This is a genomic window from Aestuariivivens marinum (assembly GCF_022662175.1).
Classification (GTDB): domain Bacteria; phylum Bacteroidota; class Bacteroidia; order Flavobacteriales; family Flavobacteriaceae; genus Aestuariivivens; species Aestuariivivens marinum.
Genome location: NZ_JAKMCR010000004.1, coordinates 140,209 through 159,972, shown reverse-complemented (window position 1 = coordinate 159,972; position 19,764 = coordinate 140,209). Strand labels below are relative to the sequence as shown.

The 19,764-nt window shown below is 34.9% G+C and carries 11 protein-coding genes; 10 read left to right on the top strand and 1 reads right to left on the bottom strand.

Going from position 1 to position 19,764, the window contains the following annotated elements:
• Positions 1–14 precede the first annotated feature (14 nt).
• The 10 genes from MR053_RS11360 to MR053_RS11315 all read left to right on the top strand — a co-directional run bounded on the left by MR053_RS11360 (position 15) and on the right by MR053_RS11315 (position 17,195).
• The gene (locus MR053_RS11360) at positions 15–3,314 is read left to right on the top strand and encodes a DUF5107 domain-containing protein (protein WP_242132553.1); all 3,300 of its coding nucleotides are present in this window, start codon (positions 15–17) and stop codon (positions 3,312–3,314) included.
• Positions 3,315–3,319: 5 nt separating this feature from the next.
• A complete protein-coding gene (locus MR053_RS11355) occupies positions 3,320–6,529 on the top strand; it encodes a glycoside hydrolase family 2 TIM barrel-domain containing protein (protein WP_242132552.1) in 3,210 nt (1,069 codons plus the stop codon).
• Positions 6,530–6,641: 112 nt separating this feature from the next.
• Entirely contained in the window at positions 6,642–7,403 is a 762-nt protein-coding gene (locus MR053_RS11350; protein ID WP_242132551.1) for an endonuclease/exonuclease/phosphatase family protein, read from the top strand.
• Between the two features lie 138 nt (positions 7,404–7,541).
• Positions 7,542–9,308 carry a class I mannose-6-phosphate isomerase gene (locus MR053_RS11345; protein WP_242132550.1) on the top strand — a complete coding sequence of 589 codons (1,767 nt, stop codon included), beginning with the start codon at positions 7,542–7,544 and terminating at the stop codon, positions 9,306–9,308.
• Between the two features lie 22 nt (positions 9,309–9,330).
• Positions 9,331–11,733: a GH92 family glycosyl hydrolase gene (locus MR053_RS11340; protein WP_242132549.1), complete on the top strand. Its 2,403-nt coding sequence runs from the start codon at positions 9,331–9,333 to the stop codon at positions 11,731–11,733.
• Positions 11,734–11,840: 107 nt separating this feature from the next.
• Positions 11,841–13,133 carry a glucosidase family protein gene (locus MR053_RS11335; protein WP_242132548.1) on the top strand — a complete coding sequence of 431 codons (1,293 nt, stop codon included), beginning with the start codon at positions 11,841–11,843 and terminating at the stop codon, positions 13,131–13,133.
• Between the two features lie 14 nt (positions 13,134–13,147).
• Complete coding sequence (locus tag MR053_RS11330; RefSeq protein ID WP_242132547.1) at positions 13,148–13,885, top strand: GntR family transcriptional regulator; 738 nt, start codon at positions 13,148–13,150, stop codon at positions 13,883–13,885.
• A 9-nt stretch (positions 13,886–13,894) separates the two neighbouring features.
• A complete protein-coding gene (locus tag MR053_RS11325) occupies positions 13,895–14,830 on the top strand; it encodes an ROK family protein (protein WP_242132546.1) in 936 nt (311 codons plus the stop codon).
• 12 nt (positions 14,831–14,842) lie between these two features.
• On the top strand, positions 14,843–16,000 hold the full coding sequence (locus MR053_RS11320; protein WP_242132545.1) for an MFS transporter: 1,158 nt from the start codon (positions 14,843–14,845) through the stop codon (positions 15,998–16,000).
• A 193-nt stretch (positions 16,001–16,193) separates the two neighbouring features.
• The gene (locus MR053_RS11315) at positions 16,194–17,195 is read left to right on the top strand and encodes a leucine-rich repeat domain-containing protein (protein WP_242132544.1); all 1,002 of its coding nucleotides are present in this window, start codon (positions 16,194–16,196) and stop codon (positions 17,193–17,195) included.
• A 241-nt stretch (positions 17,196–17,436) separates the two neighbouring features.
• Here MR053_RS11315 and MR053_RS11310 read toward each other — a convergent pair whose 3' ends face one another.
• Positions 17,437–19,764: a glycosyl hydrolase family 95 catalytic domain-containing protein gene (locus tag MR053_RS11310; protein ID WP_242132543.1), complete on the bottom strand. Its 2,328-nt coding sequence runs from the start codon at positions 19,762–19,764 to the stop codon at positions 17,437–17,439.

The following is a 19,764-nucleotide window of genomic DNA, read 5'->3' as shown; positions in this document are numbered from 1 at the left end:
TTTAACCTGATAGAATGAAAGTAAACGTTTGGAAAGAAAAAGTGGTTATACCAACTTATGAAATTGGAGAACCTGAAAAAAATCCTGTATTTCTAGAAAACCGAGTATATCAAGGAAGTTCTGGAAAAGTGTACCCACACCCAGTAATTGAAAAAATAAGTGATACTAAAATAGACAAAGTATGGCAAGCGGTTTATTTAGAGAACGATTTTGTTAAAATAATGATTTTGCCAGAATTGGGCGGTCGTGTTCAAATGGCATTTGATAAAACCAAAAACAGGCATTTTGTTTATTACAACCAAGTTATAAAACCTGCTTTAGTAGGCTTAACTGGTCCTTGGATATCGGGAGGCATAGAATTTAACTGGCCACAGCACCACCGCCCCTCTACCTACAGCCCCGTAGATTTTGACATTGAAGAGCATACAGATGGTAGTAAGACTGTTTGGTGTAGCGAAGTGGAGCGCATGTTCAGAACCAAAGGTATGGCCGGTTTTACATTGTATCCAGACAAAGCCTACATGGAGATTAAAGTGAAATTATATAATAGAACCCCACAACCACAAACCTTTTTATGGTGGGCAAATCCTGCGGTAAAAGTTAACGACCATTACCAATCTGTTTTTCCTCCAGATGTGCATGCTGTTTTTGATCACGGTAAACGTGATGTATCTGATTTTCCCATAGCAACGGGAACCTATTATAAAAAAGATTATTCTCCAGGAACCGATATTTCTCGTTACAAAAACATTCCAGTTCCCACTTCTTATATGGCTATTAATAGCGATTACAACTTTGTTGGAGGTTTCGAGAACGATAGCCAAGGTGGTCTCCTACATGTTGCAGATAATAATGTTTCTCCCGGCAAAAAACAATGGACTTGGGGTAATGGCGAGTTTGGTAAGGCCTGGGACAGGAATCTAACAGACGAAGACGGGCCGTACATTGAATTAATGTGTGGCGTTTATACCGATAATCAACCCGATTTTTCTTGGATGCATCCCTTTGAAGAAAAAACATTTTCACAATATTTTATGCCTTATCGAGATTTAGGTGTTGTTAAGAATGCTACCAAAGAAGCTTTGTTAAATTTAGAATTTGAAAACGGTACAGCTATTGTTAAGTTTTACACTTTGGGCATTTATCCCAATGCAAAAATAAAACTACAAGTCAACAATACTGTGTTTTTGGAAGATACTGTAGATGCTTCCCCTAAAACATCCTATAAAAAAAATGTAAAGATTGATGCTACAATTCCAATAACCCAATACAAACTTACATTAGAAGATGCACTAGGAAACCTACTGGTAAGCTATCAACCCAAAGACACTTCTAGTAAAGAAATGCCAGAACCCGCCAAGGCGGCTAAAGCTCCAGAAGACATTAAAAGCATAGAACAACTTTTTCTAAGAGGTTTGCATCTCGAACAGTATAGACACGCTACTTATAACCCAAAAGATTATTATCTGGAAGCCTTAAAAAGAGAACCAAGCGATGTAAGATGTAACAACGCCATGGGGTTATTGCTGCTAAGGCAAGGACAGTTTGAACTAGCCGAAGGGTATTTTAGAAAAGCTATAGAAACACAAACCGAAAGAAATCCTAACCCTTATGATGGTGAACCTTACTACAATTTAGGTCAATCTCTAAAATATCAAGAACGTTATAATGAAGCCTATAAAGCCTTCTATAAATCGGCGTGGAATGCCGCATGGCAAGATGCTGCTTATTTTCATCTTGCAGAAATAGCAACCCTACAAGGCAATCTAACCAATGCTTTAGAACTTATTGAAAAATCGTTGTTAAAAAATTGGCATAATCATAAAGCCAGAGCGTTAAAAATTACACTATTACGTAAAACCGGACAGACAGAAAAGGCTTTAAAGTTAATTGATGACAGCCTCAAAATTGATAGATTTAACTTTGTAGCCATTTTTGAAAAACACCTCATTAGCAATAAATCTATCTATTTAAATCAATTAGAAGAACTCATACGTAATAATATAGAAAATTACATTGAGTATGCGTTAGACTATGCTGCAGCCGGACTTTTTGAAGAAGCTATTTTATTACTTAGTCATGGACTTATTCATGATGACAGCAACCCTATGGCATCCTATTTTTTATCATGGTTTGAAGCCAAAACAGGGAATACACAAGTCACTTTGCAATTATATAAAAACAAAAACCCCAAACATCATTTTGCTTATAGATTAGAGGCTATTGCTGCATTAAAATCGGCAATCTCAATTAATCCAAACGATGCCAAAGCATTATACCATTTAGGCAACTTATGGTATGATAAAAAACAATATGAGGAAGCTATTACTTGCTGGGAAAAGTCAAAAGCTATTGATAATAGCTTTCCTACCGTGCATCGAAATCTGGCTTTGGCATATTTTAACAAATTAGATAAAAAGAAGGAGGCATTAGCCGAATTAGAAAAAGCATTTGAATTAGACCCTAGCGATGCCAGAATATTAATGGAGTTAGACCAATTGTATAAGCGTTTAAATTATTCGTTGAAACAACGTCTAGAAATATTAGAAAAGCATCCAAGTCTAGTTAACTTTAGAGATGATTTATATTTGGAAAAATGTACATTGAATAATCTATTGGGAAATTATTCGCTTGTTTTACAAATGTTAGAGAACAGGCAATTTCATCCGTGGGAAGGTGGTGAAGGTAAAGTTACCGGACAATATTTGTATGCCTTAATAGCTTTAGCAAAAGAAGCCATTTTTAAGCACAACTATGAAGAAGCCATTGCTTTCTTAAATAAAACAGAAGTGTATCCTGATAATTTAGGTGAAGGAAAGTTATACGGCACCCAAGAAAATGACATAAACTATTGGTATGGTTGTGCGTACGAAGGATTAAAACAAAAAGACAAAGCTGTGCAGTATTGGGAAAAAGCATCAGAAGGATTAACAGAACCTAGTGCTGCCATTTTTTATAATGACCAACAACCTGATAAAATATTTTATCAAGGACTTGCTCTTTTAAAATTAGATAGAATTACCGAAGCTCAAACTCGATTTTCTAATTTAAAGAACTATGGTGAATCTCATATAAAAGATAAGGTCAAAATAGACTATTTTGCAGTATCACTGCCAGATCTTTTGATATGGGAAGATGATTTAAACAAGCGAAACGAAATCCATTGCCGCTACCTTATTGGCTTAGGAACTATGATAAAAACCGACCCAGATAAAGCAGCGAAAGAATTTAATCATATTTTAAGTATGGATAAAACCCATCAAGGTGCCATCCTACATAAAAAAATGTTAACCGATAACCTTATTACAATTTAGAGTTGATGAAACATAAAAAAATAGTAGTTATAGTGGGTTTAATACTGTATACACTAACTATAAATGCACAAAACATTATTGACCTACAAGGAACATGGAACGTTCAATTAGGCAAAAACAGTAAGGACTCAAAAAGAAGTATTACTCTCCCCGGAACATTAACAGAGGCTGGTTATGGTAAAAAAACCACAGGGTCAGACTTTGGTGTTCTCACCCCTACCCACAAATATATTGGTGTTGCTGTTTATGAAAGAGAAATTGAAATCCCAAAAAAGTGGAAACATAAAAATATTGAAGTATTTCTGGAACGTGTTTTATGGGAATCTCGTGTTTTTATAGACGGTAAAGAACTAAGTACACAAGATGCCTTAGGAACACCTCATATTCACCAAATAGGAACATTAACACCTGGGAAGCATACCCTATCCATAAGAGTTAACAATGAGATGATCCATAACATTGGAGATAAAGGGCATGGATACGGCGAATATACACAAAGCATTTGGAATGGTATTGTAGGCAGAATTGAATTACAAGCCAAAGACCCAACCCATTTTAATAGCATTCGCCCTTTTTCAAATATTGAAAAAGATCAGTTGAAAATTGAAATGAAAATTAATGCAACTTTAAAAGAAAAAGCTCATATTTCAATAGAAATTCTTGAATTGGCATCCAATAAAAAAGTACATGAAATTGAAATCACTGAACAGTTAGAATCAGGTAAAAACACAAAAGAAATAGTGTTAGATCTTCAAGGAAAATTGAATAAATGGTCTGAATTTGATCCTTGTGTCTATGTACTTAATGCCAAATTAAAGACCAGAAAGAGTGAAGATAATTATCAAACTGAATTTGGCTATGTTCAATTTTCGCATGATGGCACTAACGTAACAGTTAATGGTCAGCCTTTATTTTTAAGGGGAAATTTAGATTGTGTTCACTTTCCGTTAACTGGATATCCATCTACAAAAATGGAAGATTGGATACGTATTTTTAAAACGTATAAGGATTATGGCCTAAACCATGTTCGTTATCATTCTTGGTGCCCTCCGGAAGCAGCGTTTAAAGCAGCTAACAGAATTGGTATTTATATGCAAGCTGAGGCTTCTATTTGGATTGATTGGTGGATGAGTGAAGACATGGTAGCCAAAGGAAGACCTGAAATGGATACTAAAGGACACCCAAAAGGATTAGGAAAAGATCCTGAAAGAGATAAGTTTGTAATAGCTGAAATGAATCGCGTGGTTGATTACTATGGAAACCATCCGTCTTTTACTATGTTTTGTATTGGTAATGAGTTAGGCAATGCAGATTTTGATGTGATGCAAGAATGGATTACTGACCTAAAAAAGAAAGACCCAAGACATTTATATGCTACCTCTACCGCTAGAAAAGTGATGGAAGTAGATGATTATATGGCCACCCATTATATTCCTAATGTTGGGCGCACCAGAGGGTTGAACGGACCAAGTACCGATTGGGATTTTGAGGACGTATATGGCCAAATGAACATTCCTATTATTGCTCACGAAATTGGTCAGTGGCCCGTATATCCATCATGGAAAGAAATTGATAAATACACAGGTGTTTTAAAGGCCAGGAATTTTGAAGAATTTAAGGCTGTGGCCGAAAAAAATGGTATCGATGATCAAGATGAAGATTTTAAAATGTCATCGGGCACTTTAAACCAAATCATGTACAAATACGAAATTGAATCGTTTCTAAGAACCAAAAGTTGTGCTGGTATTCAACTACTGAGCATACAAGATTATCAAGGGCAAGGAGAGGCGCTAATAGGCTGGCTGGATGCCCATTGGGAGAGTAAAGGTATTACTACCCCAGAAAAGTTTAGGCAACATTTTGATGAAACCGTGCCGTTATTAAGAATGGAAAAATTTGTGTGGACTAATAACGAAACTTTTAAAGCAAAAGCTCAATTATCACATTATGGTAACACAAGTATTAAAGACGGTAAAATTGAAATGTCCATACAATCATCTAAAGGAACCATTTTAATGACAGAAACCTGGAACTTTAACGATGTTGCTATAGGTTCGTTGGTAGATATAGAAAACATCTCTTTTCCCCTAAGCAACATCGAAAAAGCAGAGCAACTTACTGTATGTCTTGAACTAAAAGGTACTCACTTTAAAAATGAATGGAACATTTGGGTATATCCAGAAGAGTTACCTACAGAAAAAAATAATAATATTATAATTGAAGAAAATTTAAACGATGATACAATTACAGCATTGGAAAATGGAGCCAATGTACTCCTGGCAGCCAATAATTTAGGGACTGAAGAAAATAGTGTTTCGGTAGATTATTACCCTTTATATTGGTCCTTAACATTCTTCCCAGGTCAAGGAAAAACAAGCATTGGTATGTTACTTAAGGATAAACATCCTGCATTTAAAAATTTCCCAACAAATTTTCATAGTGACTGGCAATGGGAAACTTTTAAAAACACCACCAAAGGTTTTATTTTAAATGATTTACCTAAGGCATACAAACCAATAGCGCAAGTGGTGGACGATTTTCACCGAAATAATAAAGAAGGCGCCATTTTTGAATTTAAAGTAGGAAAAGGAAAGCTATTGGTTTGCGGATTTGATATCACCAATAATGAAAACATTGTTGCTAAACAATTGAAATATAGTTTGACAGAATATGTAAATTCTAATGATTTTGTCCCTACATATGAAGTGGACCGTAACTTTTTAAAGCATTTATTCCCGTTTATACCTAAAGTTGAAAACGTAAATACTAATAGCGATTTTGAAAATACAATTCTTCAAGTAAATGCAGCAGGAAGACTAGAAGAATTAAATACCAATAAACCATGGAGCAATGATTTAGATGACATAGAGATAGCAAATGGCACCAAATACAAAGTAAAAGCAGAAGGAGTGTGGAAAGATAACCAAGTAACTGCATGGCATGGAAAAAATATGACTATAGAAGTTAATTGTCCTGATGGTATTTTAGGTTCCTTTTATGTAAAGTTTAATGATTGGAACAATCAAGGGCGAGAAGGCTTTCTTGAGTTTGAGGGACGAAAACTAAAATTAGACAAACATGAAGGCAAAACAGGAAAATGGGTAAAATTCCATGTGATGCGCGAAGATAGCAACGATGGAAAGATCATTTTAAAAACCAATGCCTCCAAAGGTGGTAATTTAATGATTGAAGAAATAATACTTGTTAAAGAATAAATTCTTATTTTAATGTAAATTTTTTAAAATGCAGTTAAACAAAGTCACATTTTTTTTTGTAACCTTAATACTGTTACTATACGGTTTTTCATATGGTCAGGACTTAAATTTTATGACCTATAACATTAGGTATTCTATAAAAAATGACCCAAAAGACAATTGGGATTCCAGAAAAGAAACCATGGTTAAATTATTTAATTACTATCAACCAGAGGTTTTTGGTATTCAAGAAGGCATGATTCATCAGTTAGAATACATTAAAACAAATCTTAATGACTATGATTATGTTGGCGTTGGGAGAGAAAATGGAAAGGATGGTGGAGAATTCAATGCTATTTTTTATAACACAAGTAAACTTAAAATTTTGAAAGAGAATACCTTTTGGCTTTCTGAAAATAATGAAATTAAAAAGGGGTGGGATGCAGGATATATAAGAATATGTACCTATGCACTTTTAGAGACTAAAGATTCTAAAACCAAATTCTGGGTTTTTAACACTCATTTGGACCATATGGGACCAACAGCCAGAGATAAATCAGTTAATTTAATATTAAATAAAATTAAAGCATTAAATGGTAGCAATGCCCCTTTAGTGTTAATGGGTGATTTAAATGATATTCCTGAAAGCAATCCAATTCAAACTTTAAAATCTAGTTTACAAGATGCCTTTGATATTTCTATAAAGCCTTTTTATGGCCCTAAAGGCACTTACAATGGGTTTAATACAAATAAAATTAATAATCGAAGAATAGACTATATTTTTGTCTCAAAAATCAAAGTTATAACCTACAGGCATATTGATGATAGATTAGACGATAATGGTTTTATTTCAGATCATTTACCGGTTTTAATTAAAGTCAAAATAAATCCATAAATTTTATTTTTAAACTCCATTACATAAAATTAGTGTTAATTGAAATAACCCTAATTTTTATTTGAATATTAAAACTTCTTAATATGTCTATACATATAGACATATTATTTTTATATTAGCAAAGTTTAACACTCTATAATGAAAAGAAAAACGTCACAATATTTATTGCCTGATAAAAAAAATAATCCAATAGATTCTGACTACGATTTATATCCTTCACATCTCATAAACAGAGGAAAAATTGAAATAGGCTATGAAAATCTAGCCGATAAATTAGTCAACGAAAAAGTGGTTTTATTAGATGGCTACATTGGAGTTGATTGGCATGAAGTTAAACATCGCCTAAGTGAAATATTAAAAGATAGAGGATTAAAAACCTCTTTTTACAATATAGCAACATGTTTAAAAAAAGAAAATGACATTGCCAATATAACAGCACCTTTTCTTGGTAGTGACGACCCTATTTTTGGCCATAAAACCCATTTGGAACTTCAGGCATATTTTGATGAAAGTAAACTTTCAAATGTTGCGTTAGATCCAAATGCAGACCTTAATATTATTTATGGAACCGGTGCCAGTCAATCTAAAATTGCAGGTTATTTAGTGTATTTCGATTTACCAAAAAACGAGCTTCAATTTCGTATGCGGGCCAATGCTATTACAAATCTAGGTTTTACTTTCCCTAAAAACCATAAACAGATGTATAAGCATTTCTACTTTATAGATTGGGTAGTGCTTAACAGTGAAAAGAAAAGGCTGTTACCTAATATCGACATTATTGTAGATCAACAAAGACCAAATAAACCTACCTGGATGGACGGTTCTGTACTCAGAAAAGCTTTAAGAGACATGTCGCATACTTGTTTTAGGGTAAGACCATGGTTTGAACCTGGCGTTTGGGGTGGACAATGGATGAAGAAACACTTTAAAGATTTAAATCAAGACGTACCCAACTATGCCTGGTCTTTTGAAATGATTGTGCCGGAAAATGGTTTGGTTTTTGAAAGTGATGGCATTTTATTAGAAGTTTCTTTTGATATGCTTATGTTTCAAGAATATGAAAACATTCTTGGAAAAGCAGCCAATAGGTTCAAATACGAATTCCCTATACGTTTTGACTTTCTCGACACTTTCGATGGTGGAAACCTATCCTTGCAATGCCACCCAAAACCAGATTACATCAAAAAGGAATTTGGAGAAAACTTTACCCAGGATGAAACCTATTATATTTTAGATACCAAGGCAAACGCTCATGTATATTTAGGGTTTCAGGAAGACATCGATCCAACTAAATTTAAAACTGCTTTAGAATACAGTATTAAAACCAAAGAAATCTTGGATGTTGAAAAATATGTGCAAAAACTTCCGGCAAAAAAACATGACCTCTTTTTAATTCCCCACGGAACCATACATTGCTCTGGTATTGACAATTTGGTGTTGGAGATTAGCGCTACTCCTTACATCTTTACCTTTAAGATGTACGATTGGCAACGCCTAGATTTAGATGGAAATCCTAGACCTTTAAATATAGACAGGGCATATGAAAACTTGAATTTTAACCGCAAAGGTAACGTGGTACAAGACACGTTAATATCGAAACCAAAAATGGAGGTTTCGGCCAAAGATTGGAAAAAAATACACCTACCAACACACCCCGATCACTTTTACGATATTTATCGTTATGAGTTTAAAACCCAGGTATCCATAAAAACCCTAGGACAATGTCATGTACTTATGCTAGTAGAAGGAACAGAAGTGGAATTACAAGTAAATAAAACCCATAAATCGTTTCATTATGCCGAAACTTTTGCCATTCCAGCAGCTGTAAAGACATATACCATAATTAACAAGGGAAGTGAAAAAGCAAAAATTATTGTATCCTTTGTTAAAGATAGAGCTTGTTAATAATAACATTAAAAACCACATTATGCTAAAACAAACAGGCATTTTATTTTTAGGAATTATACTCATTCTTACAACTTCTGTAAGTTGTAAATACAAAAACACCCAAAAACCACTTTTAAAGGACTTAACTCAATATGTAGATCCTCAAATAGGATCGGTCCACGGCCGCTGGTTTTTTTACACCCCAGCAGCTCGTCCATTTGGAATGGTAAAATTAGCACCCCACACCAATGCATATAATAGTCAAGGAGGTTGGGGACCAGTAGGTTATGATGACAGACATACATCTATTGAAGGATTTGGCCATTTTCACGAATTCCAAATAGGTGGATTGGTATTTATGCCTATCACTGGAAAGCTAAAAACTATTCCAGGTTCCTTAGAAAACCCTGATGAGGGCTATCGATCAAGGTTCAATAAATCTACCGAACAATCCACAACCGGTTATTATAGTACATACTTAACCGATTATAACATACAAGCAGAGCTTACTGCAACCCAAAGGGTGGGTTACCATAGATATTCATTTCCTAAAACCCAACAGGGGCATTTAATTATCGATATTGGACACAAGCAAGGTGAAAGTAGTAATGTTACTGAAGCTTATGCTAAGTTGGTAAACGATAACGAAATTGAAGGCTATATTGAAACCTATCCAGAATATGCTAAATTTTGCGACCCCGGTAAACGCGTAAAAATGTATTTTGTTGCCAAATTGAACAAAACTCCACTACAAACAGGTAGTTTTATAGACAGCATACAAAATCCTGGAGATAAGATGACCAAGGGAATCAATAATGGTCTTTATCTAACTTTTGATATGGAAAACCAAGAGCTATTGGAAATACAAACTGGTTTGAGCCATACATCGATAACTAATGCACGATTAAATTTAAATACAGAAACCAAAGGAAAATCTTTTGATATTGTTAAACAGGAATCTAAAGAAGCATGGAATGAAAAACTAAACCATATTGTTGTTGAAAGCACTAAAAAAGAAGATAAAATAAAATTCTATACTGGGCTTTACCATGCGTTGTTGGGCCGTGGAATATCCAATGATGTCAATGGTGATTATCCCATGATAGACGGCAAAATAGGAAAGACAGAATTACATCCCGACGGTAGTCCTAAATATTACCATTTTAATACCGATGGTATGTGGGGTGGATTTTGGAATTTGAGCCAACTTTGGGCTTTAGCCTATCCAAAATACTTTAGCGATTATGTACAATCGAATATAGATTTTTTCAAAGATAGAGGCTGGTTGCACGATGGCGCTGCCAATGGCGTATTTACCAATGGCGTACAAACCAATTTTCAAGGTCTGCTTTTAGCATCGGCATACCATGTGGGTATACGTGATTTTGATATAAAAACTGGATATCAAGCGGCATTAAAAAACGAACTGGAATACCATGGCCGTAATTTAGGTAACGGTAAATACGATATGTCCTACTTTGTAAAAGATGGTTATGTCCCCTACAAAGACACCATTATTTCTAATGGATGGACCTTTAACTTTGGAGCTTCACATACCTTAGAGTACAGCTTCAGTTCCTATGCTGTGGCACAAATGGCTAAAAGCATGAAGGATGTTAAAAACTATGAACAACTCACAAAACAAGCTTCCTTTTACAAAAACCTGTTTGATAATGAAAACAAATATATCCGTCCGAAATTAGAAAATGGCAATTTTATAGAAGACTTCGACCCCATGAGAGGCTGGGACGGTTTTCAAGAAGGTAATGCCTATCAATTTACCTGGTATGTGCCACACGATGTAAATGGACTTATAGAATTAATTGGAAAACCCTTATTTAATGAACGTCTGGAAACCATGTTCAATAATGCCCAAAAAAGTATGTTTGGAGGCGGTTCTGAAGAGATACATAGCTTCTCGGGCGTGGAAAAGCTCTATAACCATGGCAACCAACCTTGTTTGCATAATGCATGGCTATTCAACTATTCTGGAAAACCTTGGCTTACCCAAAAGTGGACACGCACCATTTGCAACGAATTTTATGGAACCGAACCCTTGCATGGATATGGTGTAGGACAAGATGAAGACCAAGGCCAATTGGGCGCATGGTATGTGCTGGCTTCCATGGGAATCTTCGATGTACAAGGCCATGCCTCGGCAAACCCAACATTACAATTTGGAAGCCCTTTGTTTGATAAAATCACCATACAACTCGACCAGAGATACTATCCAGGTGAAACACTTACCATTGAAGCACCTCAACAAAGCAACGATAGCCCTTACATACAATCTGTCATGTTTAACGACCATTCCATAGAAACCAATTGGATGTTCCACAAAGACCTTATGAAAGGGGGTGTATTATATTTTACCATGGGAGCAGAACCCAATACATCATGGGGTCAAAAAAAACCACCACCATCCATGTCTAACGAAAACTAATTTATTTTGACTATGAAAGTCCATAACCATCATTCAACATATTATAATTGATAACAATCAACATAATTAAATGACTCACCCATACATTATTCTTAAAACTTAAATAAATGAAAAAAATAATAGCTATTGTGCTTTCTATAATAAGTTTTTCTTGTACGGAAAAAAAAGAAACTTTAGAGCTCGTAAAAAAAATTCAAGACAATGAAAACTTTAAAAAAGTTAAGTCTAAAGCATTAGATGTCGTAAAAACCGGTTTTAATGCTGGCGATGGATACGGCGAAGTTTGGATACGCGACTACAATACATTTATAGAGCTATCTGCTGAGGTATTTGACGCCAAGATCCTAGAAGAAAATCTGTTGGTCTTTTTTAAACTACAAGGAGAAGACGGCAACATTATAGATGGTTTTATACCCAAAGAAAAAGCCATTGATACCGAAGGGGGCTACAAATTTATTTGTAGCGATTTAGAACCTAACTACTGCGGACATAAAAACACCGTAGAAACTGACCATGAAAGCTCCTTAGTGCAAGCGGTATATAAATACATAAAAAAAACAGGGAATGCAGATTTTTTAAACGAACAAGTAGGCGATTTTACAGTAGCCCAACGTATGGAAATAGCCATGCAGTTTTTAATGGATCATAGATGGTCTGAAAAATTTGGATTGATCTATGGTGCTACCACGGCCGATTGGGGGGATGTGCAGCATTCACATCCTTGGGGTGTTTTCATCACCGATGACACCCACTATTGCGTAGATATTTACGACAACGCCATGATGCTTATTGCTTTAGACAACCTTATGGAACTTATACCTCAAACCAAAGACAAATGGAAAAGCATTCGCAACGGAATTGCAAAAAATACAATGAAGGTATTATGGGATGAAAAAAAACAAAAATTCATTCCTCATGTCTATTTGGAGAAATCACCTTATCCCAAAGATTTTGATGAAAATAAAATCTATTATCATGGCGGAACTGCTATTGCTATAGAAGCTGGATTGCTAAACAAAGAACAAATAAGAGGCTCTTTGGACAAAATGATTTCAAATGTTAAGGCTTCTGGTGCCGGTTCTATTGGACTTACCATGTTCCCCCCCTACCCAGAATGGGCTTTTGAAAACAAAGGCATGTATCCCTATGGCTACCAAAATGGTGGCGACTGGACTTGGTTTGGTGGTCGTATGATTCAAGAACTAGTTAAAAATGGTTTCATTGTAGAAGCTTATGAGCAACTATTGCCCATGACAGACAGAGTGGTGAAAAACAATGGCTTTTTTGAATGGTATACGGTAAAAAATGAGCCTGAGGGTTCTGGAACCTTTAGAGGTTCTGCAGGCGTTTTGTATAAAGCCATTCTTTTACTGGAAACCTGGGCCAATAACCAAGAATAATAGCATTTAAAAACATGGACTTTAGACTAGACCAAAATAGCCCAATCCCATTGCATGTCCAGATAGAAGGCTATCTTAGAACACTTATTAATGATAAGGAATATAAAAGTGGCAAAAAATTATTACCCAAAGAAATGACATTGTCAAAAAAATTGGGAGTTTCTCGGAATACGGTAAGGCAAGCCGTAAATACTCTGGTAAACGAAGGTCTTATTGAGCGCAAAAAAGGTGTAGGCACCAAAGTGGTACACAAAAAAATAAATACCCGATTAGATAACTGGATTAGTTTTACTAAAGAAATGCAAAACCAAGGCATTGAGGTTGTAAACTATATGTCACGCATATCATTAGTTAAGGCACCAGAAGAGGTCGCTATTGCTCTATCAATTAATCCTAAAAAAAAGCTCTTTAAATTAGAAAAAATAAGAGGCTCTAAAGAAGCCAAGTACCTGTATTCAGAATCTTATTTCCATCCACGCGTAGGTATTCATGGTAATGAAAATTTTAATTTACCCTTGTATGAACTTTTAGAAAACGAACATGATATTATTGTTTCTAACTCTAAAGAAACCTTAAGTGCTGTTACTGCAACTCCTAATATAAGCTCCTTATTGGATATCGATAAAGTAATGCCCCTTTTAAAAAGAGAACGATTAGTTTGCGACCCTGGTGACAGACCTATAGAGTATAATGTGGTCTACTACCGCACAGATTATTTCACCTACAATATAGAAATAAGAAGAGAACCTTAAATAGAAAACATGATGAACAATCAAGTTGCAATTGGTATAGATATTGGAGGCAGCCATATTACAAGTGCTGCTGTAGATATTCAAAACCTTGTTATTATACCTGAAACGTTATTCTCTGTACAAGTAGATAACAAGGCTAAAAAAGATGTTATTATAGAAAAATGGAGTGAAGGGATTAATAAAACAATAAAAAGTGTTTCATTAAGATCGAGTACAAAGATAGGCTTTGCTATTCCCGGACCATTTAACTACATAGAAGGCATCGCATTATTTACTGGAGAGAACAACAAGTTTGAGGATTTATATCAAGTGTCTATTCCTCAAGAATTATCTAATAAACTTTTAACAACAAACAACGACTTTAGGTTTTTGAACGATGCGACTGCCTTTGGTGTAGGTGTTGCAGCCATGGGTAAGGCTAAACATTGTAAAAGGGTAATCGCAGTAACCTTGGGCACGGGTTTTGGATCTGCTTTTATTGAAGCTGGCATGCCTTTGGTAAATCACCCTGACGTTCCTAAAGATGGTTGCCTTTGGGATAAAAAGTTTAAAGACGGCATTGGTGATGATTATTTTTCTACACGCTGGTGTATCGCGCGCTATGAAGCATTGTCCTTAAAGAAAGTAAAGGGAGTTAAAGATATTGCGGAAGCCAATACCCCTGAGGCAAAACAAGTCTTTGAGGAATTTGGGACTAATATGGCTAATTTTATGATGCCATTTTTAGAAGCCTATCGTCCAGAAATCATTGTAATGGGAGGTAACATATCTAATGCTGGACATCTCTTTATTCCTAAGTTAAAAGAATCAATTGAAAAGCAAACAGGTTTACCTATAAGCATTGAAGTTTCAATCTTAATGGAACACGCTGCTATTATTGGCAGCGCCAAACTGTTTAACCCAATCTTTTGGAATCATATAAAAGAAGATTTACCAAGTATTTAATACCTATTCAACATGGCAACACAAAAAATCGATTTTAAAAAAACAGCCCCAGTGTTACTAACCTTTATTGTAATGGGTTTTGTAGATATAGTTGGAGTTTCAACAGGATATGTACAAAAAGATTTTAACCTTTCAGATACATTGGCACAATTCCTTCCATTTATGGTTTTTATATGGTTTTTTGTATTTTCAATACCCGTTGGCGTCATTCAAGATAAAATAGGAAAAAAACGTATGATGAACACAGGTTTGCTCATCACGTTCATAGGTTTAATCATTCCCTTTATTAACTATTCCTTTGTATCGGTATTAATTGCTTTTATTGGTATTGGAATTGGGAATACCATTATTCAAGTTGCTGCAAATCCACTATTACAGGAAGTCATCTTTAAAGAAAAACTTTCAAGTTTTTTAAGTCTTTCTCAATTTATAAAAGCCATAACATCCTTATTAGGACCTATTATTGCCACCTATGCAGCCTTAACCTATAGTGACTGGAGATGGGTATTTATCGTTTATGCAGGGGTAACCCTGCTGTCTATATTATGGCTTTATGTTACAAACATTGAAGAAAATATAAAATCTGAAAAACCTGCATCATTCCGTTCTTGTATGAAATTGCTAACCAATAAATTTGTATTGCCTATGGTAATCGCCATATTTTTAATTGTAGGGGCAGATGTAGGGATGAATTCAAATATACAAGGGTTTTTAATGAAACTTCAAGGACTATCACTTGAAGAAGCATCATACGGTATTAGTATTTACTTTACGGCTTTAATGATTAGTAGGTTTTCCGGTGCTATTTTGCTTCAGTTTTTAAAACCCAAAGTGTTTTTGACCATAACTACAACTCTTGCCCTAGTTGGCATGATATTAATTATAGTATCCTCAAGCCCTACTATGGCAAAAGCAGCCATTTTTATTGTCGGCTTGGGAGCAGGAAATCTTTTTCCTATCATTTTTTCAATAGCCATAAACAAAATGCCCTCGAGAGCCAACGAGATTTCTGGATTACTTGTAATGGCTATCGTTGGTGGTGCTTTATTACCTCCAATTATGGGCTTTGTAAATACCCATGTTGGTGTCTTGGGGAGTTTACTCATTTTGGTATTATGCTTTGCCTATATGTTTTTGATACCGTTTATTAGTTCAAACAACGAAGAATAGATTAAAAATATTATTTATAAGTTGAAATTCTGTCTCTAATTAATTTAAATTTAAAATAGGTTTATACTGTAAAAGCATAGAGCAACTTAATGCTTTAATTGAGTAAAAAGATGGCTAATTATATATATATATATAGTCTTTCAGTTCTGGTTAATTTTTATTACTTTTAATTTTAATTCTAAAAAAATTTAAAATGGTAAAAAAATTACTCATTATTCTTTATTTCATAAGCATTGGTGTTGTTCATTCCCAAACTTTTACCATAGATGGTATTAACTATGAAGTAATCTCTGGAACTGAAGTAAAGATTACCCCGTCTACTGCTTCTGGGGATCTTGTAATACCTGAAACGGTAAACTACAGTTCTACAGATTATACTGTAACTTTAATCGATCATGATGCATTTTACAACCAGTTAAGTCTAGAGTCCGTAGTGATTCCCAATTCAGTTACTTCTATTGGTAATAATGCATTTTATGGTTGTTTATTTATGACTTCTGTAGACATTGGGGATGCAGTTACTTCTATTGGGGATGCTGCTTTTGAAAGCTGTGCTTCTTTGACCTCTGTAATTATTCCCAATTTGGTGGAAACTATTGGTATTTCTTCTTTTAAATATTGCGATGGTTTGTTGTCCATTACCATTCCAGATTCTGTAACTTCAATTGGCGATCATGCATTTTATGGTTGTACTTCAATGACTTCAATTTCTATTGGAGGTTCAGTTGCTTCTATTGGAGAATTTGCTTTTGGGGTGGCTAGTTCAGTTTCTACGTTAACGACTGTTAATTGTGCTATTGCAACACCATTAGTTATAAATGCTAATGTATTTGCCAACAGAGTGATTAGTTCCTGTAGTCTAAATGTCCATTCTGATAGTTTAAGCGCCTATCAAGCTGCTAATGTATGGAAAGACTTCAATCCAATAAATGGGACATTAGGTATTGAAAATAAAAATATAGCAGATGAATTGAAATTTTATCCTAATCCAACCCAAGGTAGATTGTTTATAGAAGTAAGAAATATAAATAATGCCAAACTTAATATATATAACCTGCTGGGAAAAATGCAATTTAGCCAAACATTAACTAGAATGACCAATACCATAGATATTGAAAAACTACCAACAGGAATTTATTTGATGAACATAATTTCTGATGAAGGAACTACATCAAAAAAAATTATCAAGAATTAAATAGAATATCTACTTTAACATGAATTAAAAAAAGCAACCTTTATTTGGTTGCTTTTTTTAATTCATGTTTGTAATATATAATTTTATTTAAGTCATTGTGTGAGTTTACATTTTACATGTAATAAAGTTTATTATTTAAGATTAAAAGTCTTTACTCTTATTATATTTCTTATACACGTAAAAAATATTTCTTATCAATCAAATTCTAAATACACATTCATCCTTTCTACAAACAATTTACTTAAAAACTATAGGTTCCTTTAGAATTAAGTTTAAAGGGTTTTACTTTATTGTTAACTTTAACTCTTCCTTTTTGAAATGGTTTTCCTTTAATAAGCCCTGCAACAACTTTTCCGTTGTTCCATTTTATATCCACTTCAAATCCACCTCGTGCCTTTAATCCTTTTATTTCGCCACTTTCCCAAACATCTGGTAAAGCCGGTAATAGTTCGATAATTCCAGACTGGGATTGTAATAACATTTCAACGATACCTGATACACCTCCCATATTTCCATCTAATTGAATCGGCGGATGGGCACATAATAAATTAGCATACGTTCCACCTGAATTATCCATAGATATGGTTTTTGTTTCTACTGCCGTTAATAGCTGGTTCAACATTTTATGGGCTCTGTTTCCATCATTAAGTCGTGCCCAAAAGTTAATCTTCCAGGCTCTAGACCAGCCACTACCACCATCTCCACGAGCATTTAAAGATACTCTTACCGCTTCAGCTAGTTCTGGAGTTTCTATAGTTGATATTTGATTTCCCGGATGTAAGGCATAAAGGTGGGATACATGTCTGTGCTTATTATTAGGGTCATCTACATCTTCTTTCCACTCTTGTAACTGTCCCCAGCTTCCAATTTGTGGTGGCAATATATTATCCCTTACCCTTAAAGCTGTTCGCGTAAAATCATCTTCTATTCCTAATACCTTAGCTGCTTTCACACAATTGTTTAGTACATCCCAAGCAATTTGATGGTCCATGGAAGCTCCACTTGAAATCCCTCCATGTTCGGGAGAATATGATGGCACAGAAACTAACTTTCCATTTTCATCCTCGGTTAAATAACTTATCCAAAACCGAGCCGATTCTTTCATAATGGGATATGCTGTATCCTCTAAAAACTGTTTATTATTTGTAAAATCGTAATGATCCCACAAATGCTGTGAAAACCATCCTGCCCCTCCTGGAAAAAAGCCCCAGGGAATTCCCCAGCCTGGTGAAGTGTAGCCAAAAGCATTACACATAGTATTGACCATCCAGCCATCGGCATTAAAAAATTCCTTTGCTGCTAATTTTCCAGGTTCAACTAGGCTTTCTATATATTCTAAAAAAGGTTCATGGCATTCAGAAAGGTTTGTCAACTCAGCAGGCCAGTATATCATTTGCAAATTAATATTGCTATGGTAATCCGCAGCCCAAGCTGGATTTGTTGCATCGTTCCATTTCCCCTGTAAATGCATGGACATGGTATTAGGTCTGCTTCCTGAAATCATTAAATATCTGCCATACTGAAAATAGAGGCTTTCCAGCCCCGCATCTTGATTCCCTTTAACATAATTTTTTAGACGCTGATTAGTAGGAACATCGCTAAAAGATTCTCCTTCCAAACTAAAAGAAACTCTATTAAATAGGTTACTATAATCTAAAAGATGTTCTTCAATTAAATCATCATAAGACAATTTTGCAACTGCATCTAACGCTTCAATGTTTTTTTTCTTAAACCTTGGGTTCTTATATTTTGGATAGGATAACTCGAATGATGTAGCTGCTGTATGCTCAAGTGTTATATTCTTCGCACCTTCCACATAAACTACTCCATTTTTATAGGATAGGTTCCCGTCTGTTTTTTTAAGAGAAATTCTAGTTTCAAAAGCCATTCCGTTATCCGCTACCTTTCCTTGAAAGATATAAACACTATCCTCTAAAGCTTCTTTTATCGTAGCATGGGGTGTTTTAAAACGAATTTCATAATTGGTTGCCACAGAACTTTCAAAATGATATACCATAACCTTACTCGGGTAATTACCAAAATAGGTCCTTTTATAGTTTTCATTATTCACTGTATAGCTTACTTCCGCTAGTCCTGTTTTTAAATCCAGGCTTCTTTTATAATTAGAAGGCTCGCCAGAGTGATTTAATTTTATATAAAAATCACCCATAGTCTGTTGTGCTCCGTAATCCCCAAATTCACTATTATAACGTGGTCCTGTTTCTATAGCTCCCGTAAACTTAGCTTTAACCAATTGGTCTGCTTCTCGGGTTTTCCCCTCTTTTAACAACGCTCTTACCTCTGGCAAATATTTATAAGCCCCTTCCTTTATTCCAAAATTGTAATTTGGGTTGGAATCTGGTCCACCAGACCATAAGGTGCCTTCGGAAAATTGAATGTGTTCCTCGTTTATTCCACCAAAAAACATGGCACCGATATAACCGTTTCCAATGGGCAGGGCTTCTGTCATCCAATCGGTTGCGGGTTCTGTGTACCATAAGGTCAGCTCTTTTTTTTGTTGTGAAAATGCTGAAAGGCTTATTAACAATGCTAAGGCTTTTAATTTCAT